General features: G+C 38.6%; 16 protein-coding genes. 10 read left to right on the forward strand and 6 right to left on the reverse strand.

The window, feature by feature from the left end:
• Positions 1–41: 41 nt before the first annotated feature.
• The 6 genes from mutH to leuA form a co-directional block, all read right to left on the reverse strand.
• Entirely contained in the window at positions 42–719 is a 678-nt protein-coding gene (gene mutH / locus QSH13_RS05010; RefSeq protein ID WP_109396923.1) for a DNA mismatch repair endonuclease MutH, read from the reverse strand.
• A gap of 623 nt (positions 720–1,342) precedes the next feature.
• The gene (gene sgrR, locus QSH13_RS05015; protein WP_286038893.1) at positions 1,343–3,022 is read right to left on the reverse strand and encodes an HTH-type transcriptional regulator SgrR; all 1,680 of its coding nucleotides are present in this window, start codon (positions 3,020–3,022) and stop codon (positions 1,343–1,345) included.
• 293 nt (positions 3,023–3,315) lie between these two features.
• Positions 3,316–3,921, reverse strand: a complete 606-nt coding sequence (gene leuD / locus QSH13_RS05020) for a 3-isopropylmalate dehydratase small subunit (protein ID WP_109396921.1) — start codon at positions 3,919–3,921, stop codon at positions 3,316–3,318.
• 7 nt (positions 3,922–3,928) lie between these two features.
• On the reverse strand, positions 3,929–5,338 hold the full coding sequence (gene leuC, locus QSH13_RS05025) for a 3-isopropylmalate dehydratase large subunit (RefSeq protein ID WP_109406615.1): 1,410 nt from the start codon (positions 5,336–5,338) through the stop codon (positions 3,929–3,931).
• A gap of 1 nt (position 5,339) precedes the next feature.
• Entirely contained in the window at positions 5,340–6,431 is a 1,092-nt protein-coding gene (leuB, locus tag QSH13_RS05030; protein ID WP_109406616.1) for a 3-isopropylmalate dehydrogenase, read from the reverse strand.
• Positions 6,432–6,433: 2 nt separating this feature from the next.
• Positions 6,434–7,993 (reverse strand): 2-isopropylmalate synthase, encoded by a 1,560-nt coding sequence (gene leuA, locus QSH13_RS05035; RefSeq protein WP_286038894.1) that lies wholly within the window; start codon positions 7,991–7,993, stop codon positions 6,434–6,436.
• A gap of 868 nt (positions 7,994–8,861) precedes the next feature.
• Here leuA and leuO point away from each other — a divergent pair.
• The 10 genes from leuO (at position 8,862) to mraY (ending at position 21,511) form a co-directional block, all read left to right on the forward strand.
• Positions 8,862–9,806, forward strand: a complete 945-nt coding sequence (leuO, locus tag QSH13_RS05040; RefSeq protein WP_109396917.1) for a transcriptional regulator LeuO — start codon at positions 8,862–8,864, stop codon at positions 9,804–9,806.
• Positions 9,807–10,325: 519 nt separating this feature from the next.
• Positions 10,326–12,131 (forward strand): AMP-dependent synthetase/ligase, encoded by a 1,806-nt coding sequence (locus tag QSH13_RS05045; RefSeq protein ID WP_109396916.1) that lies wholly within the window; start codon positions 10,326–10,328, stop codon positions 12,129–12,131.
• Positions 12,132–12,354: 223 nt separating this feature from the next.
• On the forward strand, positions 12,355–13,362 hold the full coding sequence (gene cra, locus QSH13_RS05050) for a catabolite repressor/activator (RefSeq protein ID WP_075670767.1): 1,008 nt from the start codon (positions 12,355–12,357) through the stop codon (positions 13,360–13,362).
• A 684-nt stretch (positions 13,363–14,046) separates the two neighbouring features.
• Positions 14,047–14,505 carry a division/cell wall cluster transcriptional repressor MraZ gene (mraZ, locus tag QSH13_RS05055; RefSeq protein ID WP_075670769.1) on the forward strand — a complete coding sequence of 153 codons (459 nt, stop codon included), beginning with the start codon at positions 14,047–14,049 and terminating at the stop codon, positions 14,503–14,505.
• Positions 14,506–14,508: 3 nt separating this feature from the next.
• Positions 14,509–15,456, forward strand: a complete 948-nt coding sequence (gene rsmH / locus QSH13_RS05060; RefSeq protein ID WP_109396915.1) for a 16S rRNA (cytosine(1402)-N(4))-methyltransferase RsmH — start codon at positions 14,509–14,511, stop codon at positions 15,454–15,456.
• Positions 15,457–15,774 (forward strand): cell division protein FtsL, encoded by a 318-nt coding sequence (gene ftsL, locus QSH13_RS05065; protein WP_109396914.1) that lies wholly within the window; start codon positions 15,457–15,459, stop codon positions 15,772–15,774. It begins immediately after the preceding gene.
• An 11-nt stretch (positions 15,775–15,785) separates the two neighbouring features.
• On the forward strand, positions 15,786–17,582 hold the full coding sequence (ftsI, locus tag QSH13_RS05070; protein WP_109396913.1) for a peptidoglycan glycosyltransferase FtsI: 1,797 nt from the start codon (positions 15,786–15,788) through the stop codon (positions 17,580–17,582).
• Positions 17,569–19,056 (forward strand): UDP-N-acetylmuramoyl-L-alanyl-D-glutamate--2,6-diaminopimelate ligase, encoded by a 1,488-nt coding sequence (gene murE / locus QSH13_RS05075; protein WP_109406618.1) that lies wholly within the window; start codon positions 17,569–17,571, stop codon positions 19,054–19,056. Before ftsI ends, murE begins: the two co-directional genes overlap by 14 nt.
• Positions 19,053–20,435: a UDP-N-acetylmuramoyl-tripeptide--D-alanyl-D-alanine ligase gene (gene murF / locus QSH13_RS05080; RefSeq protein WP_109396911.1), complete on the forward strand. Its 1,383-nt coding sequence runs from the start codon at positions 19,053–19,055 to the stop codon at positions 20,433–20,435. Before murE ends, murF begins: the two co-directional genes overlap by 4 nt.
• The gene (gene mraY / locus QSH13_RS05085) at positions 20,429–21,511 is read left to right on the forward strand and encodes a phospho-N-acetylmuramoyl-pentapeptide-transferase (protein WP_109396910.1); all 1,083 of its coding nucleotides are present in this window, start codon (positions 20,429–20,431) and stop codon (positions 21,509–21,511) included. Before murF ends, mraY begins: the two co-directional genes overlap by 7 nt.

The following is a 21,511-nucleotide window of genomic DNA, read 5'->3' on the forward strand; positions in this document are numbered from 1 at the left end:
GGGCTGTTTTACAGATAACAAATATCTTAAATACGATAATGTTAAAGCTGGAAATAACGAGCAAGCAGTGGAGCGGTAAAATTCTTTTTTAAATAAAAGCCTCTGGGTAATGTCATAATACGTTGTCCATCTTCACCAATAGCTTCTGTTAATGCTTTACTGTTCGCGGCTTTGGGGCGAATTTGTAAGACTTGTCCGTGGCGGGCAGTAATGCTTTCTACTTTACCTAACACTATCATATCCATTAGCTCTTCCCAATCATGACGTAATAGTTCTTCTTCTGTACTATTAGGGCTCCAAAGTAATGGAGAGGCAACACGGCGTTGTGCTAATGGTATTTCCCTTTCTCCTTCGACAGGCACCCATAACACTTTTGAGAGTTTACGTTTTACATGGCTATTTTCCCATGTAATACCGCTGTTTCCGGTTAATGCTGCGACACAGACAAACGTAGTTTCTAAAGGCATGCCTAATCTATCAATTGGAATGGTTTTGAGTTCAATACCCAATTCACTAAAGTCTTGCTCAGGTTTGCTACCTGCACTTGCACCTAAATAATATTCCAACAACATACCTACCCAGCCTTTATCTCTTTTAAGATCAATTGGGATAGGTAGTTGTGCAAAAGCGGCTAGTTCACCAAAAGTATAACCCGCAAGCGCTTTTGCTCGTTCGAATAAAACTTGCTCATTTTCGGGTGTGACTGGTGGTGTAAACATAGTTATTATCTTCTTGTATAAATAATAGACAGAAAAAGCAGGTTGTTGATAATGTATTTCGCTTTATTTTATTTAAATCATAATAGCATGATATATCATCATTTTTTTGAGTTAATTAGCCAATTGATATTTATAATTTCAAGTTGTGCACGGTTATCCTGAAATCATAAACAGGCTTTTACACTAGGTTATCCACAGCTTTATGGGATAACTCACAGAAAGTGAGATCACTGTTCTGATTTACAGCCTTGACTTTTGCAGTTATTTACCAAAATTACCCTATTTTGTCTAACTAATCGGCATAACCTGTGGATAAAATGCTCTGTGGTTGTTTTTTGTACGATTTGAGCGGGTAGGACCTTTAATTGTTTTATTCAATCGCTGAAATAGGCATTAAAACGTTGCTATTAATTTGAATTATAAGTGATATTTTAAAATTTATATCAACAGCCTTTCTAACAATACAAAAACTATACCCTGATTATCTCACTCTTTTTCACATGGATATCCACAGAAAAAGTGAATAAATCCCCTAGGCGTTTATATGGGTGTTTATAACTTGCAAGGTTTCTGTGAATTAATGTAAACCATGGCTAATCTGAATACTGAAAAGAGACGATAACCTATTTTAACCTAGGAGTATCGATATCAGGTGTAAACCACGCTGATTTAAAATCAAACCAACCAAAAGTATTCATTTTGACACCACGTATGGTTCTCTGCCCTTGTAGCTCTAGTAAATGGTGAAATAGGGGATAAAGCCAAATATCTTGTGTTAGCTGGCGACACCACTCTTCAAGTGGCAAAGATTTTTGGTGCCATAAAGTGAGCTCTTGTGAAAACGATGCTCCCAAACATTGGTGAAAGAGTGGTAATTCATAAAGTGCAGCAAAAATTGAGAACTCTAAAGGTTTATAAAAATTCACGGTCGCTAACCAAACATCACTATTAGCTTCACCGTAATACCACTGTTCGTAATCAAGCACTTGAATGGTTAGTTCAATATCATATTGAGATAAAATACTTTCTATTAAATCTGCAATAGTGCTGTATTCATGATGCTCTTTATAAAGCGTGACGGTTAGTTTTGTTAATGAAGTAGGTTTAGGATGGTGGCGTATTAATTTACTGTGATGCCAATGAAGTAATAATCCATAAGCAGGAGACCAATGGCGTTGATAGAAAGGATCACAATGCGTCAGCATATTAACAGGAGTTAATACACTGCTTAACCATTCCCTTATTTCAGTCTGTTGGCATAGCTTTGAGCGACTATCATAGAGCAGAAAATAACACCCTTCTTCTTTGCGGCTTTCTAGTGAATCTTTGTTGGTATCATCATCTGTTAAATGAATAGTTGAACAAACCATCTTTTTATTCAATTCAGGAACTACCCAAATATCAATTTCATCTAATAATGCTCGTAAGCCAAAATAGCGATTAAAGGCTTTGATTTGTAGTTTATGCCTATCATTAGCGATAACTTGATAAGCGCCAGTTCCAATAGGGTGTTGTGCAAAAGAGGGAAGAGATGCCCATTCTTGTGGCAAAATAACAGCTTGTGGACTACCTAATAACGTTGCAAATTGTTTATCAGCCTCGCTTAAGAAAATATCGAGTACATAAGGTTGAGGCGAAGAAATTTGTTCTATATGTGCATAAAGAGGATTGCAGTGTTTCATTCTCATTAAAGAAGTGCTGATATCTTCAAGAGTGAGTTCACGACCATGATGGAAATAGATAGAAGGACGTAAATAAAATCGCCAATGTTGTTCTGTGATCATTTGCCAATGATGAGCTAATTCAGCTTCTATTTCCCCATTTTCCTCTTTTAAATGGACTAATGAGTTGAATATTTGGCTCATTAAATGTAATTCAGAGCGTCTTAATGGTGTTCCTGGTAATAAATTTTTAAAGGAACGGTAGTAAATAATACGTAGCAATTGTTGACCAGGATGAAAGCTTTTTTCAATTTGTGAGAGCACCATTTGGCGTACAGAATCTTTATCACCCATTAGTGCGACAAGCTTTTCAATATCATTCTCTTCTATTAGTTTCTCTGCGCGGTTTTGTTGGATTTCAAGCGCATTAGAATGAAAAATAAGCGTAGATTTTTTACCTCGACCGACTTCTGCTTGCCAATTTATCCAACCTATTTCTTGCATCTTATTTAATAAAGAGCGGACATGACGCCGTGTGCAATGCAGGGTTTGCGCTAATTCTTGTAGCGTTGTTTCGGTTGTCTTTCCCTGAAAGGCTTGCCATAAGCGAATAAATTGTAACTCTAAGCGGGGTGAGGTCATAAAAGAGGAAATCCCTTAATAAAGTGATCAATTTTAATTTCCTTATATTAGACCGATAATGTCTATGTTTAAAGTTAGCTCTTATGTTAGTTATCAGAAATTATGAATACTGACAGACTCCCCCATTTGAGCATTCGGTGATTACCGGCCAGTGATGATTAGTCACTGGCTTTTTTATTGGTTATTTATAAGAAGATAGTTTGGTTGGGACAAAAAAAGCCGTAAATAAATTTACGGCAAGAATGACAAAGTAAACATCACAGAAAGTAGAAGAAGGTGAAAAATTCCTTTAATTAGCGCATAAAGGCAGGTTGTTTTGCCTCGTACGCACTAATATCGTCTTGGTGTTGCAGCGTTAATCCTATGCTGTCTAATCCTTCAATCATGCAGTGGCGTCGAAATGAGTCGATTTCAAAAGAGAAACGTAATTTACCTGCTCTGACCTCTTGTGCCACTAAATCTACGGTAATTGGTGTACCTGCATGTTCTTTTACCCAATCAAATAATTGTGAGACTTCATCATCACTTAATTTGATTGGTAATAATTGATTGTTAAATGAATTTCCGTAAAAAATATCAGCAAAACTGGGTGCAATAACGGCGTGAAAACCATAATCAGTTAATGCCCAAGGTGCGTGTTCACGAGATGATCCACAACCAAAGTTTTCTCGTGCTAATAAAATAGAAGCACCTTGGTAAATTGGCTGATTCAAAATAAATGCAGGATCAGGCTGAGTGCCTTCATCATCCAAAAAACGCCAATCATGGAACAGATGTTTACCAAAGCCTGTACGTGTCACTTTCTGCAAAAATTGCTTAGGAATAATGGCGTCGGTATCCACATTTGCAGCATCTAAAGGAACCGCAATACCCGTGTGTTGAGTAAATTTATTCATCATGTCTCCTTTAAGATGCCACTGCAAATGTACGAATATCTGCGAAATGACCATGAATAGCCGCAGCTGCCGCCATTGCAGGACTAACTAAGTGTGTTCGACCTCCACGACCTTGTCGGCCTTCAAAGTTACGGTTGCTGGTGGATGCACAGCGTTCGCCCGGATTTAATCGGTCGTTATTCATGGCTAAACACATTGAACAGCCCGGTAAGCGCCATTCAAAACCTGCTTCAATAAAGATTTTATCTAAACCTTCGGCTTCTGCTTGGGCTTTAACGGGACCTGATCCCGGAACGACAATCGCTTGAACATGAGAGGCAACTTTATGGCCTTTGGCAATTTCAGCAGCAGCTCGTAAATCTTCAATACGTGAGTTTGTACAAGAGCCAATAAAGACTTTATCGATAGCAATATCTGTTAAGTTAACGCCTTCATTTAATCCCATATAAGCCAAGGCCTTTTCGGCAGACGCACGCTCTACGGGATCATTAAAGCTATTTAGTAACGGGACTATTTGATCAATAGCAATCACTTGCCCTGGGTTAGTACCCCATGTGACTTGTGGCGCAATCTCTGCTGCATTAATAGTGACAGTAGCATCAAAAGTAGCATCATTATCAGACTTTAAGGTTCTCCAGTAAGCAACGGCTTCATCCCATGATTGACCTTTAGGTGCAAATTGACGTCCTTTTAAATAGTCAAAAGTGGTGTCATCAGGTGCAACTAAGCCTGCTTTGGCTCCCATCTCAATGGCCATGTTACATAAGGTCATTCGACCTTCCATGCTTAAGGCTTCAATAGCTTCACCCGCAAATTCAACAATATAGCCTGTACCACCTGCACTACCTAATTTGCCGATAATGGCTAATACGATATCTTTTGCCGTGATCCCAATCGCGGTTTGTCCTTGGACTTCGATTTTTAATGTTTTAGCTCGAGACTGTTTTAAGGTTTGAGTCGCTAAAACATGTTCAACTTCTGAAGTACCAATCCCAAAAGCTAATGAACCAAAAGCGCCATGAGTTGCGGTATGTGAATCACCGCAAACAATAGTCATTCCCGGTAAAGTTAACCCTTGTTCTGGTCCCATTACGTGAACAATACCTTGATAAGGATGGTTTAAGTCATACAGTGTGACACCAAATTCTTGGCAATTTTTCATCAACTCTTGCATTTGAATTCTTGCCATATCACCACAAGCATTAATATCTTTAGTTTGTGTTGATACGTTGTGATCCATTGTTGCAAAGGTTTTATTTGGTTGACGAACAGCGCGACCTTTTGTTCTTAAGCCGTCAAAGGCTTGGGGCGATGTCACTTCATGCACTAAATGTCGATCAATATATAAAATGGGCGTTTCATCATTCACTTCTCTGACAACATGTGCATCATAAATTTTTTGATATAATGTTTTACCCATATTATGCCCCTTCTCGAATATACTGAACGATACGATCACCCATTTCGGTCGTTGTAATTGCGTTACCATCACCTGCTAAATCGGCGGTGCGATAGCCTTTTGCTAATACTTGAGTGATAGCATCTTCAATCGCTTGAGCTGCATTATCTTCATTAAAGCTATAACGTAATAACAGCGCAGCAGACAGAATTTGTGCAATAGGGTTGGCAATATTTTTACCTGCTATATCAGGAGCAGAGCCTCCAGCAGGCTCATATAAACCAAAGCGTTCTTCGTTAACACTTGCAGATGGCAACATTCCCATAGAGCCGGTGATCATTGCACATTCATCAGATAAAATGTCGCCAAAAATATTGGAGCACAGCAACACATCAAACTGGGCAGGATCTTTAATTAACTGCATTGTTGCGTTATCGATATACATATGTTGAATTTCTATATCGGGGTACTCTTTTGCGATCTCCGTTACAACTTCACGCCATAATATAGAACTTTGTAATACGTTGGCTTTATCAATTGAGGTTACTTTGCAACGGCGTTTACGTGCTGATTCAAACGCAAAGCGTGCAATACGTTCAATTTCATAACGATGATAAATTTCAGTATCAAAAGCGCGCTCTTGTGCGCCTTCACCTTCACGGCCTTTAGGTTGTCCGAAGTAGATACCACCTGTTAATTCACGTACACATAAAATATCAAAACCACGTTGTGCAATATCAACACGTAATGGGCAGTAAGCTTCTAAACCTTCATATAAGCGAGCAGGGCGTAAATTGCAGAATAATTTAAAATGTTTACGTAAAGGTAATAAAGCCCCTCGTTCTGGCTGTTCATTTGCAGGTAAATGTTCCCACTTAGGACCGCCGACGGAACCAAATAAAATTGCATCAGCTTGTTCACAACCGGCTAAGGTATCTGCAGGTAATGGAGTGCCATGATTATCAATGGCAATGCCACCGATATCGTATTCTTTGGTTGTGATATTGAGTGAGAAACGCTCACTAACAGCTTTCATCACTTTTTGTGCTTGAGTCATGACTTCAGGGCCAATACCATCTCCGGGTAATACTGCAATATGATAATTTTTTGACATAATTAAACCGCTTCTTGTGTTGTATGTTGTTTGCGTTTTTCTATTTCGACTTGCTCTGAGCGCCAAATGCTATTGATAACGTGGATCATGGCATTTGCTGATGAACCTACGATGTCAGTTTCTAAACCCATTCCATGAAATTTACGACCTTGATATTCAACGACGATATCAACTTGTCCTAAGGCGTCTCTGCCTTCACCTTTAGCTGTTAATTGGTAAGTAACTAACTTTAATGGATAACCTGTTGCGCGAGAGATGGCTTGATAAACCGCATCGACGGGACCATTACCCGTTGCCGCTTCAGTAATTTCTTTATTTCCATGAGTAATGCTGACACTCGCGGTAGCAACGGTTGATGAACCTGATTGGGTATTAAAATAATTCATTACAAACACATCAGGTTCTTGTTGTTGTTGTCCTATAAATGCCAAAGCTTCCAAATCGTAATCAAAGATCTGACCTTTTTTATCTGCCAAACGTAAGAAGGCAGAATATAAAGTATCCAAGTTATAATCTGTTTCGCGATAACCCATCTCTTCCATTCGATGTTTAACTGCGGCACGACCTGAGCGAGAAGTTAAATTCAATTGCACTTCTTTTAACCCGATAGATTCCGGAGTCATGATTTCGTAAGTTTCACGGTTTTTCAAAACACCATCTTGGTGAATACCCGAGGAATGCGCGAATGCATTGGAGCCAACAACAGATTTATTAGCATGAATTGGCGTGTTACATAATTGGCTGACTAATTGACTGGTACGATAAATTTCTTTGTGATTAATTCGTGTCTGAACATTCATCATTTGTTCACGGACTTTTATCGCCATAATGACTTCTTCTAATGCGCAGTTACCTGCACGTTCGCCTAAGCCATTAATAGTTCCTTCTACTTGTCTTGCTCCTGCCTGTACAGCAGTTATGGAGTTAGCGACAGCCATACCCAAATCATCATGACAGTGAACAGAAATAATGGCTTTATCAATATTGGGAACACGCTCAAATAAATTGGTGATAATGCCTCCAAACTGATAAGGCGTTGTATAACCTACTGTATCTGGAATATTGATGGTGGTTGCACCAGCATTAATTGCATTTTCAACAATTCGACATAAATTATCGATATGAGTACGACCTGCATCTTCGCAAGAAAACTCCACATCATCGGTATAGCGACGAGCGCGTTTTATTGAGTTCACGCCCATTTCAATAATATCTTCGAACGATTTCTTCAATTTATGTTCAGCATGCAATGCCGAGGTTGCTAAGAATACGTGGATACGAAAAGCTTCTGCGACTTTTAATGACTCTGCTGCAACATCAATATCGTTATCAACGCAGCGTGCTAATGCACAAATGCGACTGTTTTTGATTTCGCGCGCAATGGTTTGTACGGATTCAAAATCACCAGGAGAAGAAACAGGAAAGCCCGCTTCAATGATATCCACACCTAAACGTTCTAAAGCGTAAGCTATTTGTAACTTCTCTTTTACGCTTAAGCTCGCCTGCAATGCTTGTTCGCCATCTCTCAATGTGGTATCAAAAATAATCACGTTATTGCTCATAATCTGTTCCTTACTCTTTCTTATTTGCTGTTTGCGCTCTCCCAGGTATAAAAAAACCCGCGACTAGCGCGGGTTTTCTCTCTAAGGGCAGGTGTGTTTCACTTTTTACCCATAAGCCGACCGCGCATAAACGTTGCGAGTAGTAGTAGGCTTGATAGTAAAATTGCGTTTAACATGAAACATCCTTAGATAAGTTCTCAATAATCTTTATTTATTGATACCTAATACCAATAAAGATGTCAAGCGTTGGAATTTATTAATTCATTTGTCAGTGTTATTTGTAAGTTTTTCATAGTGATTCTGGCTAATATCTAAATTTTTACTAATGATTATAACTATTAAGCATTCATTGATTGGGTTAATGTTCCATATGTTGTTTGAAAAAGAGTGAAATGAAAAATTAAACAATTGTTTGCTTTTTTTTTAATCAGCTGGTTGATTGATAAAAAAGAGAGTGTTAGGGAAGGGATGATTGATAAATGTGAGCAACGTTTTGAATGTAAGAATAAAAATCATTGTATTATGACAAAAAATAGATATCGGATATCTATTTTAGGAATGAAGACACATTATTTTATTATGATTTTTATCATACTTTGTTTTATTATTTGCAAGGCAGAAAGTAAAACAGGTTGTAATATATATTGATATAATCATTTTCTATACATGTAATTTTAATATCAATTTTATTTTTATATGAAATGTCTTTTTTTATTGATATGAAATTTATGTGTTTAGTTGTATGCATGGATGATGAATAATAAATTTTAATAAATAGTTTAAGTAATAGTTAAAGTCTATCTATTATTAACAATTTCTCGGTTAATAATATTTATTTGCCTATTATGATAACATAGTGGAGTAAGAAATGACGGATTACACATCAGCAACAGTTACCAGCAGAGAATCAGCAGATATGCATTTACGTAATGTTGATCTTAATTTATTAACGGTATTTGATGCTGTTATGCAAATGCAAAATGTTACCCGTGCTGCACAAGTACTGGGCATGTCACAACCCGCAGTAAGTAATGCTGTATCTCGCCTTAAGGTTATGTTTAATGACGAATTATTTGTTCGCTATGGACGAGGAATTCAACCTACATTAAGAGCTAAACAACTTTTTGGTCCAGTCAGACAAGCTTTACAATTGGTTCATAACGAACTTCCTGGTGCAGGATTTGAACCAGAACAGAGTGAACGTATATTTAATTTATCTATTTGTAGCCCGCTAGATATAAAGCTAGCACCCAAAATAGTTGAACAAATTAAAAATGAGACACCTAATATTAACGTTAATATTAAGTCTTATTTAAATAGTAATATAGAACACCAATTAAAATATCAAGAGATTGAGTTCTTTATTAGCTATAAGGAATTTGAAAAGGCGGAGTTTCATTCACAACCTCTATTTAATGACGAAGTTGTTTTGGCCGTTTCTAATAAACACCCTCGTATTAAAGAGAGTGTGACCCAAGAAATGTTATTAAATGAGCAACATTCGATTGTTTCTTTAGATGATATTGGTTCATTTAGTGCGCCTTATTATAAAGATACTCAATTGGAAGATTTAATCACTTATCAAGGAACAGATTTAAATAGTGTATTAAATATTGTATCTAGAACTTATTTGGTCGCTATTGCACCAAGATGGTTAGTTGAGAATTATTCTGAACAATTAGATATTAAAGCAGTGTCGTTACCTTGGGAAAAAACAGCACGTCCATGTTACTTGATTTGGCACGAATCAACAGCGCGTGATAAAGGCCATTTATGGATGAAAAATTTATTAAGCGAAGTTTGTCAAAACTAGAGTGTTTTTACTCATAATTAGTATTTATTACTAATTATGCAGAAATAGTGGCAGATAATATTAGCTATCTGCTGATGACCAAAATGGCGTTTATACAGTTAAGTAAACTCAATTGGAGCGCTGTCACTATTTTTGCCCTTTCTTTGTAATAATGACTCTTATTCGTATTATAACTATATTAAACTTGTTTTTTTGCAATAATATCCCCCTTTTTATATTGTCATTGATTAAGTTATTCTAATTACCTATTGTTATTTATCAGTTTTTCTTTTTATCTTTCCATAAAAAATAAGATCGTAATATTTCATTTTCTCACTATGATGAGATAGCCTTTTTTGACAAAACTTTTCATAACTCACAATTTTACAAATTTATGTAAAATTGAATTCCTTTATTTTGGCGGATCACTTAGACTTTTATTCGAGTCAGCGAACAAGTGTAAGCTGAAACTGTAAGAGAGGCATTTTCTCCATTTCGGTTTCATTACAGGGGCGCTTTTCCATAAATAGCAGGAAAATTATGATAACTAATAATAATCTTCATGATTATCATATAATTAGAAGATTGCAGATGCAGTTTTTACACAGCGGAAATAAAATTGCTTACCGTCAGTGGGATGCTAAGCGCAACATCGAAATGTCATGGGCGTTGGTTGAAAAGAAAACACACGCGCTTTCAAATGCATTGTTAGAAATGGGTGTAGATGTTCAAGAAAACATTGGGATTTTTTCTCAAAATACCATTGATTGGTCTTTAGCTGATATTGCTTCTTTGCAACTACGTGCAGTAACCGTTCCTCTTTATGCAACAAGTAGTGTTGAACAAGCCACTTATATTTTAAATGATGCGAATATTCGCATTCTTTTTGTTGGCGACCAAAAGCAATATGATATTGCTTCTGAATTATTAGCATTATGTCCTCAGCTTGAACATATTATTGTGTTTAACTCCGATGTTGTGTTAAACGCAAATACACCTTCGTGCTATCTAGAAAATTTAATTAATCAGACGCATTTTCAGCATGATGACGTGTTAAAACAACGTATTAATGAATGCAGTTTAGATGATCTGTTTACTCTGATTTATACATCAGGAACCACAGGTGAACCTAAAGGTGTGATGCTCGACTACACAAGCTTAGCATCACAGCTTTATCTACATGATGAGCGTCTCTCATTATCTGATAAAGATGTTTCACTCTGTTTTTTACCTCTTTCTCACGTTTTTGAACGCGCGTGGAGCTTCTATGTCATGCACACTGGCGCGGTTAATGTCTATTTAACGGACACTCATGCTGTTAGAGAAGCAATGAGTGAGGTTAAACCTACTGTGATGTGTGCTGTTCCTCGCTTTTATGAAAAAGTGTATAGCGCTATTCAAGATAAAGTGTCTCAAGCTTCAGTATTTCGTCAACTTATCTTTAAATGGGCGATAAAGCAGGGTGAAAAACGGCGTGAAGCACAACTGAATCAGCGCCAACAGGGCTTTATTTCCCGCTTATGCTATCGTTTTGCAGATAAAAAAGTGTTAAATCCATTGCGACAAATCTTAGGTGGACGAGTTCGCTTTTTACCTGCAGCTGGTGCTCGTTTAGATGATGCTGTTATCCGCTTTTTCTTGGCCACCGGTATTAATATAAAATATGGCTATGGTATGACAGAGACTTGTGCCACAGTTTCATGCTGGGAAGAGAACAAATATAAGTTAGGTTCTATTGGTACTCCATTGCCAGGCGTTGAAGTGCGAATTGGTGCAGAAAACGAAATCCAAGTACGTGGTAGCATTGTCATGAAAGGGTATTTCAATAAACCGGAAGATACGGCTGCTGCCTTTACAGAAGATGGATGGTTACGCACAGGAGACGCAGGTGCACTGGATAGTGATGGTATGTTATTTATCACGGAACGTTTAAAAGATTTAATGAAAACGTCAAATGGTAAATACATAGCACCACAAATGATCGAAGGAACATTAGGGCAAGACCGCTTTATTGAGCATATTGCGGTGATCGCAGATACACGTAAATTTGTTTCTGCCCTTATCGTGCCTTGCTTTGATGCATTAGAAGAACATGCGCGTGCATTAAATTTAAAATATCACGATCGCATAGAGTTATTACGTCATACTAAAATTAAAGAGCTGTTTGATGAACGTTTACGTGAAATGCAAAAAAACTTTTCAAGTTTTCATCAAGTTAAGCGCTTTACTCTTCTTGCTGAAGGTTTTTCAATGGAATCTGGTGAATTAACACCAACATTAAAACTTCGCCGTAAAATTATTTCTGAACGCTATCGAAACGAAATCGAATTAATGTATCAAGATTAGTTTTAATTGATGAAAAAGCACCTGATTGGTGCTTTTTTCTTTTAAAATGACGTATAGATAGATAACGATGATTGAAATAATTGATAAAAGACATAAACGGAAACGTTGACGCATACGGTTTTATCAGTAAATTGTGTTAAAATGCAAACTCAGATCAGCATGATGACTGAAATTTATAGCAATATGTAATAAATAACACATTTAATAATTAAAAGAGGCTAATGTGAAACTGGATGAAATCGCCCGCTTGGCTGGTGTTTCACGAACAACAGCAAGTTATGTCATTAATGGTAAAGCGAAACAGTACCGTGTAAGTGACAAGACTGTTGAAAAAGTGATGGCGGTGGTCAGAGAGCATAATTACCACCCGAACGCTGTTGCCGCGGGATTACGTGCTGGTCGTACGCGTTCTATCGGTTTGGTTATTCCTGATTTGGAAAATACCAGTTATACCAGGATCGCAAATTACCTAGAACGGCAAGCGCGTCAACGCGGTTATCAATTATTGATTGCCTGTTCAGAAGACCAGCCAGACAACGAGATTCGTTGTGTTGAGCACTTACTGCAACGTCAAGTTGATGCCATTATTGTTTCAACAGCATTGCCACCAGAGCATCCTTTCTATCAGCGTTGGGCAAATCGCTCATTACCAATTATTGCGTTAGACCGAGCATTAGAAAGTGAACATTTTATCAGTGTTGTTGGCGATGACTTAGAAGATGCCAAAATGTTGGCAACAGAATTAAAAGCATTTCCTTCGCAATCTGTACTCTATTTAGGCGCACTTCCTGAACTCTCTGTGAGTTTTTTACGTGAACAAGGTTTCCGTAATGTATGGAAAGATGATCCTAGAGAAGTCACCTACCTATATGCAAATAGCTATGAACGAGAAGCTGCTGCGGCTGCTTTTTCTGAATGGTTAAATAACAATCCAATGCCTGATGCGCTATTCACTACCTCTTTTGCTTTATTACAAGGGGTGATGGATGTGACATTACAACGTAGTGGTCGTTTACCAACGCAATTGGTTATTGCGACTTTTGGTGATCATGAGTTATTGGACTTCCTTGAATGTCCTGTTTTATCTGTTGCTCAGCGACATCGTGATATTGCGGAACGTGTATTAGAACTTGTGCTTGCGAGTCTTGAAGAAGAACAAAAACCACAAGCAGGAATTACACGTATTCGCCGTGATTTATGTCGCCGAGGCAGTTTAGGACGTGCACGTTAATTGATCTCACGCAGTTGGTAATTATCTACATTTATACTCATCCCCGTTTTATTAAATTAAAACGGGGATGAGTTATTGGATTTAAGAATGTCGAATTGCTTAGAGAATATTAAATTTGAGATTAATCTTAAGCCTTTTTTTACTGTTTTTCGAATTTCACTAGGTTGGTTGATCAAATTTTGACATATCTATAAGTGGTACTGCTTAAATTTAATGAGTAATTAATTTTATTCTGGGAAACGTAAGATAAAAATAAATAACTATCTTTATGATATTGAATTATTTTTTCTCATCTTGCTGTTTTTGCTTATATAAAAGCGTCCCCAAATTATTATGTTGGCTAAAGGTAAATGAGCTGCAATAAATTAGTTTTTTATCATAAAAATCACGATTTACTTATTATGATTTCTTTATCTGGTTTTCTTGCTTGTAATCGCTATAAATAATTACTTTTCGTGATTAAAAATAGAATTTAAAAAATAACCTCTATTAATCATAGTGTTAATATTTCCCTTTTTCTTTTTGTCGAACATTTAAACATTTCTGTGTGCTTATCAAATTACTGTAAATATAAATAAAGCTTCCTATATCCGGCTTGACAACGTTTTCATACCATCCGTAAACTCTATTTGTGGGGATTTGTGGGATAATGTGGTGTAAATTATAAAGCTGGGGGTAATGAGGATGTTTCGTGGAGCAACACTCGTTAATCTTGACAGCAAAGGGCGAATAACAGTTCCTTCCCGTTATCGAACAACGCTGAGTGAGATTTCTGAAGGTCAAATGGTTTGTACCATTGATCTCAACCAGCCATGTTTATTGCTATATACCCTTCCAGAATGGGAAAAGATTGAGTTAAAATTAGCGGCTTTGTCCTCCATGAACCCTGCGGAACGTCGAGTTCAACGTTTGTTATTAGGTCACGCCAGCGAATGCCAAATGGATAGCGCAGGACGTCTTTTGTTAGCTAGCACGCTAAGACAGCATGCGGGGTTAACAAAAGAGGTCATGTTAGTCGGTCAATTCAATAAATTTGAATTGTGGGATGAACAGGTCTGGTACAAACAGATCGAAAAAGACATTGTAGCCGAGCAAACCTCACAGGAACCGTTATCGACACGACTATTGGATTTATCACTTTAAATAATGACAACAAATAATTTTGGTCATACCAGTGTATTACTGGATGAAGCAGTGAATGGGCTGAATATTAAGCCTTCAGGTATCTATATCGATGGAACATTTGGTCGTGGAGGTCACTCTCGTCTAATTTTATCGCAATTAGGGGAACAAGGACGCTTGATTGCGATAGACAGAGATCCTCAAGCCATAGCCGTTGCTAATGAAATTGATGATGCTCGATTTTCTATTGTTCATGGACCTTTTTCAAATATTGAACAGTATGTTAATGAGCTTGGTTTAGCTGGAAAGATTGACGGCGTATTACTGGATTTGGGCGTTTCGTCTCCTCAACTCGATGATCCTGAACGTGGATTCTCTTTTATGCGTGATGGGCCTCTGGATATGCGTATGGATCCAACTTCAGGGCAATCAGCTGCACAATGGCTGATGACAGCAGAAGAAGACGACATTACATGGGTATTAAAAACATTTGGTGAAGAGCGTTTTGCTAAGCGTATCGCTCGTGCCATTGTTGCACGTAACAAAACAGAAGAGCCTTTGACTAGAACCAAGCAATTGGCTGATTTAATTAGCGATGCAAGCCCGGTAAAAGAGCGACATAAACACCCAGCAACACGAAGTTTTCAGGCAATTCGCATCTATATTAATAGCGAATTAGATGAAATTGAAAAAGCATTAAAAGGTGCAGTTTCTGTTTTAGCACCTGAAGGACGTTTGTCAGTAATTAGTTTTCATTCGTTAGAAGACAGATTGGTGAAGCGTTTTATTCGAGATGAGAGCAAGGGGCCTGTTGTCCCAGCAGGTATTCCTCTTACAGAAGCGCAGATAAAAGAGTTAGGAAGTGCTCGCTTATCAAGTATTCATAAAATGAAACCGACAGGCGTAGAAGTTGAAGAAAATCCACGGGCACGAAGCTCTGTATTACGTGTAGCACAACGTATTGAGGAATAAATGTCTACCGAACGACACTCACTACCGAGAGTTATAGGGCAGGATTTACTGCGTCATGGCAAATTACCTATGTGTTTACTGATCGCTGTGATTATTTCTGCGATTTATGTCGTAACGACAGCACATAAGACACGTTTATTGACAGCAGAAAAAGAGCGTTTAGTGCTGGAAAAAAACGTATTGGAAATCGAATGGCGCAATCTCATTCTTGAAGAAAACGCGCTGGCAGATCATAGCCGAGTTGAACGTTTTTCAAGTGATAGTTTGGGAATGATCCATGTTGACCCAACAAAAGAGAACATCGTGGTTACTAAATAATTAAGGCAAGTATGAAATTTTCACGTTCGGCAAAAGCGAAAGCAAAGACAAAGTCAAATGCCAAACTACGCAAACCTGAAGAAAAAACAGGATTTGTGAGTTGGCGTTTTGCGTTGCTTTGCAGTGGTATTGGTATCGCTTTAGTCGCGCTATTAATCCGTGTTGCCTATTTACAGATTATTAATCCTGATCCTCTTATTCGTGAAGGGGATATGCGTTCTCTACGTGTGCAAAAAGTCCCAACAGCAAGAGGTATGATCAGCGATAGAATGGGCAGACCTCTTGCCGTTAGCGTACCTGTTTTCGCTATTTGGGCGGATCCTAAAGTTGTATTAGATGCTAATCCTGATATGACGGACTCTCGTTGGTTAGCACTTGCTGATGCATTGAAGATGCCAGTGAATCAGATCGAGCAAAAAATTGTTGCCACACCTTCCGCTCGTTTTATCTATTTAGCTCGGCAAGTTAATCCTGAAATTAGTGATTATATTAGTAAGCTAAAAATCACTGGGATTAATATGCGCCAAGAATCAAAACGCTATTATCCATCAGGTGAAGTAACCGCTCACATCATCGGTGTAACAAACATTGATGGTGATGGTATTGAAGGGGTTGAAAAAAGCTTTAACCAGTGGCTGACAGGTGCCCCTGGTGAGCGTGTTGTTCGTAAAGATGGTTTTAACCGTGTTATTGAAAATATCGCTCAAACAGACAGCCAAGCTGCTCATAATCTGATGTTAAGCATTGATGAACGTTTGCAATCTGTGGTTTACCGCGAATTAACCAATGCTGTTATTAAGAATAAAGCAGAATCGGGAACAGCGATTTTAGTTGATGTGAATACCGGTGAAGTGTTGGCGATGGCTAATAGTCCGTCGTATAACCCAAATAATTTAACGGGTACACCTAAAGATGCGATGCGTAATCGCGCTATTACCGATATTTTTGAACCGGGTTCCACGGTAAAACCGATGGTTGTGATGAGTGCACTTCATAATCATATCATTCAAGAAAATAGTGTTATTAATACTGTTCCTTATCGTATTAGCGGACATCAAATCAAAGATGTAGGGCGATATAATGAGCTAACGATAACAGGAATATTACAAAAATCGAGTAACGTTGGTGTTTCACGACTAGCGTTAGCGATGCCTGCATCTGAACTTGTGGATGTATATTCACGTTTTGGATTCGGGAAACCAACTAACTTGGGGCTAGTTGGTGAAAGTAGTGGCATATTTCCAATAAAAAAACAACGGTGGTCCGATCTTGAAAGGGCCACCTTCTCATTTGGATATGGGCTAATGGTAACGCCGTTACAGTTAGCACGTGTCTACGCAACAATTGGTAGTTTTGGTATTTACCGACCTCTTTCTATTACGAAAGTTGACCCTCCTGTGCCTGGAACTCGAGTATTCCCTGAACCTGTAATGAGAACCGTCGTACATATGATGGAAAGCGTTGCATTACCCGGTGGTGGTGGTGTGAGCGCGGCAATTAAAGGCTATCGTGTTGCCATTAAAACAGGGACAGCGAAAAAAGTTGGGCCAGATGGTAAATATATCGATCAGTATATTTCTTATGTGGCGGGTGTTGCACCTGCGAGTCGTCCTCGCTTTGCGTTAGTTGTGATAATCAATGAACCTAAAGCAGGTAAGTATTACGGAGGCGCAGTATCCGCACCGGTGTTTGGCACAATTATGGGTGCAGTTTTACGAACAATGAACGTAGAACCTGATGCATTGACGCCAGACGATAAAAATGAATTTGTAATTAAAAAAGAAGAGGATACAAGTGGCCGATCCTAACTTAAGTGACCTATTAAGGGCACTCGGGATACAAGCACCGTCTTTGATGCTCAAAGACATGACACTCGACAGTCGAAAAGCGGCGAGTGGTGATCTTTTTATCGCCATTAAAGGTCATGAAACTGATGGTAGACGCTATATTCCTCAAGCAATTGCTCAAGGTGTTTCAGCGGTATTAGCGGAAGCACAAGATGTTGCAACACATGGTGAAATCCGTGAAAGCCACGGTATTCCTGTTATTTATATTGATAATCTTAATGCCGAGCTATCAAAGTTAGCGGGACATTTTTATCATCAACCTGCGGAAAAGCTGAAGCTGATAGGTGTTACTGGGACTAACGGAAAAACGACAACAACACAATTGTTAGCACAGTGGGCGCAAGGTTTAGGTGAAATAAGTGCTGTGATGGGAACTGTCGGTAACGGTCTTTTAGATCATGTTGTTCCTGCGATGAACACCACAGGCTCTGCGGTTGATATTCAATTAGAGTTACAGCAATTATTAAATCAAGGCGCGACATTGACAGCGATGGAAGTTTCTTCTCATGGTTTAGTTCAAGGTCGTGTCAGTGCATTGCCTTTTGTGGCGAGTGTATTTACGAATTTAAGCCGTGACCATCTTGATTATCATGGTGATATGGCTAACTACGAAGAAGCAAAATGGTTACTATTTTCCACTCATCATAGTGGTGAAAAAATCATTAATGCGGATGATGCTGTTGGTCAAAAATGGTTATCGCGTTTACCTGACGCTGTTGCTGTGACAATGGAAAATACATTGCCACAAAACTGGCAAGGTCGTTTTGTTAAAACAACCCGTGTTAATTATCATGATGCGGGGGCAACGATTCATTTTAGTTCTAGCTGGGGTGAGGGGGTAATTGAAAGCCCACTTATGGGCGCTTTTAATGTTAGTAATCTTTTATGTGCTTTAGCGACATTATTAGCATTAGGATACCCATTAAATGCGGTGATAAATGCTTCATCTTCACTGACACCGGTTTGCGGTCGCATGGAAGTATTTAGCGCGGATAATCGCCCTACAGTTATTGTCGATTATGCTCATACTCCAGATGCTTTAGAGAAAGCCCTTCAAGCTGCTCGTTTACACTGCACAGGCAAATTGTGGTGTGTATTTGGTTGTGGTGGAGATAGAGATAAAGGTAAGCGCCCACTAATGGGGGCAGTCGCAGAAGAGCTGGCTGATAAAGTTGTTATTACTGATGACAATCCTCGTAGTGAAGAGCCTCAGGCGATAATTCAAGATATTCTTTCTGGTTTAATGGATCCAGGCCGTGCGATAGCTATTGAAGGTCGAGCTGAAGCGGTCACTAACGTGATTATGCAAGCAGATACCAATGATATGATTTTAGTCGCAGGTAAAGGGCATGAAGATTATCAGTTGGTTGGCTCACGTCGCCTTGATTATTCAGATAGATTAACCGTTGCTCGGTTATTGGGGGTGATAGCGTGATCCCTCTATCTTTAGGAAATATTGTACAAATTACCAAAGGTAAATTGAGCCATATCGCTCAAAACCAAGCAGATCAACTTATTATCAAGTCGATTTCAACAGATAGCCGTAAAATTGATGAAGATTGTTTGTTTATTGCATTAGCGGGTGAGCGTTTTGATGCTCATGACTTTATCGCTGATGTAAAAGAAAAGGGATCTGTTGCGGTTTTAGTTAATCATGAAGTCGATATTGATTGTCCGCAAATCATTGTGAAAGATACCCACCTAGCAATGGGTGAGATTGCTACACATATTCGTTCGCTAAGCCATGCCAAAATTGTTGCACTGACAGGCTCTTCTGGAAAAACTTCCGTTAAAGAGATGACGGCTTCTATTTTGCGTCACTGTGGCGAAACTCTATATACCCATGGCAATTTAAATAACGATATTGGTGTGCCTTTAACACTGTTTCGTTTAACACCTGAACACCGTTTTGCGGTTATTGAATTAGGTGCAAACCATATTGGTGAAATCGCTTATACCGTAAATATGGTGAAACCAGATAGTGCGCTGGTAAATAACTTATTTTCTGCACATATCGAAGGTTTCGGCTCACTGGAAGGAATTGCTCAGGCAAAAGGTGAAATATTTACACACTTAAAAGAGCAAGGTACAGCCATTATTAATCTTGATAGTAATGACTTACCTCTATGGCAACATCATTTAAATGTGCGTCAAACACAGTGGTCGTTCTCGTTATCAGCGCAACGTAATGCTGATTTTTATCCGAGCGAGATATCAGTTAAGCAACTCACTACCAACTTCACCTTACACACCCCTGAAGGTTGTGTTGAAATCACGCTGCCATTACCGGGGCGTCATAATATTGCCAATGCTTTAGCTGCAAGTGCGTTAGCGCTATCTGCAGGAGCAACACTTGAAGATATTCGCCTTGGTTTATCGACATTAAAGGCTGTACCAGGAAGATTGTACCCTGTTGAATTAACTTCAGGAAAAATGGTGTTAGATGACACTTACAATGCGAACGATGGCTCGATGATTGCGGGCTTACAAGTGCTCTCTCAATTACCAGGATATAAAATTTTTGTTGCAGGGGATATGGCTGAGTTAGGTAAAGATTCAGAAAAATGTCACCGCGATGTTGGTCGTTTTGCTCACAATGCAGGTATTGATAGTGTCTTTACTGTTGGGCATTACAGCCATTTTATTAGTGATGAAAATCAAGGTGGTCAGCATTTTGCATTTAAAGCCGACTTACTTGCTCAATTAATTCCATTATTACAGCAGCATGATGTTGTTTCAGTTTTAGTAAAAGGTTCACGAAGCTCCGCGATGGAAGATATTGTGAACGCATTAAAGGAGTGCTTTGAATGTTAGTTTGGCTAGCTGAATATTTGGTTAAATACCATACATTTTTTAATGTGTTTTCTTATCTGACATTCAGGGCAATTGTTGGTTTATTGACGGCATTAATTATTGCGTTGTGGATGGGACCTCATCTCATCGCATGGTTACAAAAAATGCAAATTGGACAAGTGGTTCGTAGTGAAGGTCCAGAGTCGCATTTTAGCAAACGAGGTACTCCAACAATGGGCGGGATTATGATCCTGCTCTCTATCTCTATCTCTACACTATTATGGGCAAGGTTAGATAACCCTTATGTTTGGTGTGTATTGCTGGTTTTAATTGGTTATGGCGTGATTGGCTTTGTTGATGATTATCGTAAAGTTGTTCGTAAAGATACCAAAGGTTTAATCGCACGTTGGAAATATTTCTGGCAATCCGTATTAGCGCTTGTTGTTGCATTTAGTATGTATGCCATTGGTAAAGATACACCAGCAACACAGCTGGTCGTGCCATTCTTCAAAGATGTCATGCCTCAATTGGGAATGCTTTATATCTTATTGGCTTATTTCGTCATTGTTGGAACAAGTAATGCTGTTAACTTAACCGATGGTTTAGATGGTTTAGCCATTATGCCAACAGTTTTTGTTGCCGCTGGTTTTGCATTAGTTGCATGGGCGACTGGTAACGTTAATTTTGCAAGCTACTTAAAAATTCCTTACTTGATGCATGCGGGGGAATTGGTGATTGTCTGTACTGCTATCGTAGGTGCGGGGTTAGGTTTCCTTTGGTTTAATACTTACCCAGCTCAAGTTTTTATGGGCGATGTAGGTTCTCTTGCATTAGGTGGCGCATTAGGAACGATTGCGGTGTTATTACGTCAAGAATTCTTATTAGTCATTATGGGAGGGGTGTTTGTTGTTGAAACACTTTCCGTAATTTTACAAGTTGGCTCATTTAAGTTACGTGGTCAACGAATTTTCCGTATGGCTCCAATTCATCACCATTATGAATTAAAAGGCTGGCCTGAACCTCGTGTTATTGTCCGTTTCTGGATCATCTCATTGATGTTAGTGCTTATTGGTCTGGCGACATTAAAGGTACGTTAA

The sequence above is a fragment of the Proteus faecis genome (assembly GCF_030286765.1).
Classification (GTDB): domain Bacteria; phylum Pseudomonadota; class Gammaproteobacteria; order Enterobacterales; family Enterobacteriaceae; genus Proteus; species Proteus faecis.

Excerpts from the sequence above, each read along its gene's own strand:
- mutH (WP_109396923.1), bottom strand. The coding sequence starts at position 719 with ATGTTTACACCACCAGTCACACCCGAAAATGAGCAAGTTTTATTCGAA.
- sgrR (WP_286038893.1), bottom strand. The coding sequence starts at position 3,022 with ATGACCTCACCCCGCTTAGAGTTACAATTTATTCGCTTATGGCAAGCC.
- leuD (WP_109396921.1), bottom strand. The coding sequence starts at position 3,921 with ATGATGAATAAATTTACTCAACACACGGGTATTGCGGTTCCTTTAGAT.
- leuC (WP_109406615.1), bottom strand. The coding sequence starts at position 5,338 with ATGGGTAAAACATTATATCAAAAAATTTATGATGCACATGTTGTCAGA.
- leuB (WP_109406616.1), bottom strand. The coding sequence starts at position 6,431 with ATGTCAAAAAATTATCATATTGCAGTATTACCCGGAGATGGTATTGGC.
- leuA (WP_286038894.1), bottom strand. The coding sequence starts at position 7,993 with ATGAGCAATAACGTGATTATTTTTGATACCACATTGAGAGATGGCGAA.
- leuO (WP_109396917.1), top strand. The coding sequence starts at position 8,862 with ATGACGGATTACACATCAGCAACAGTTACCAGCAGAGAATCAGCAGAT.
- QSH13_RS05045 (WP_109396916.1), top strand. The coding sequence starts at position 10,326 with ATGATAACTAATAATAATCTTCATGATTATCATATAATTAGAAGATTG.
- mraZ (WP_075670769.1), top strand. The coding sequence starts at position 14,047 with ATGTTTCGTGGAGCAACACTCGTTAATCTTGACAGCAAAGGGCGAATA.
- rsmH (WP_109396915.1), top strand. The coding sequence starts at position 14,509 with ATGACAACAAATAATTTTGGTCATACCAGTGTATTACTGGATGAAGCA.
- ftsL (WP_109396914.1), top strand. The coding sequence starts at position 15,457 with ATGTCTACCGAACGACACTCACTACCGAGAGTTATAGGGCAGGATTTA.
- ftsI (WP_109396913.1), top strand. The coding sequence starts at position 15,786 with ATGAAATTTTCACGTTCGGCAAAAGCGAAAGCAAAGACAAAGTCAAAT.
- mraY (WP_109396910.1), top strand. The coding sequence starts at position 20,429 with ATGTTAGTTTGGCTAGCTGAATATTTGGTTAAATACCATACATTTTTT.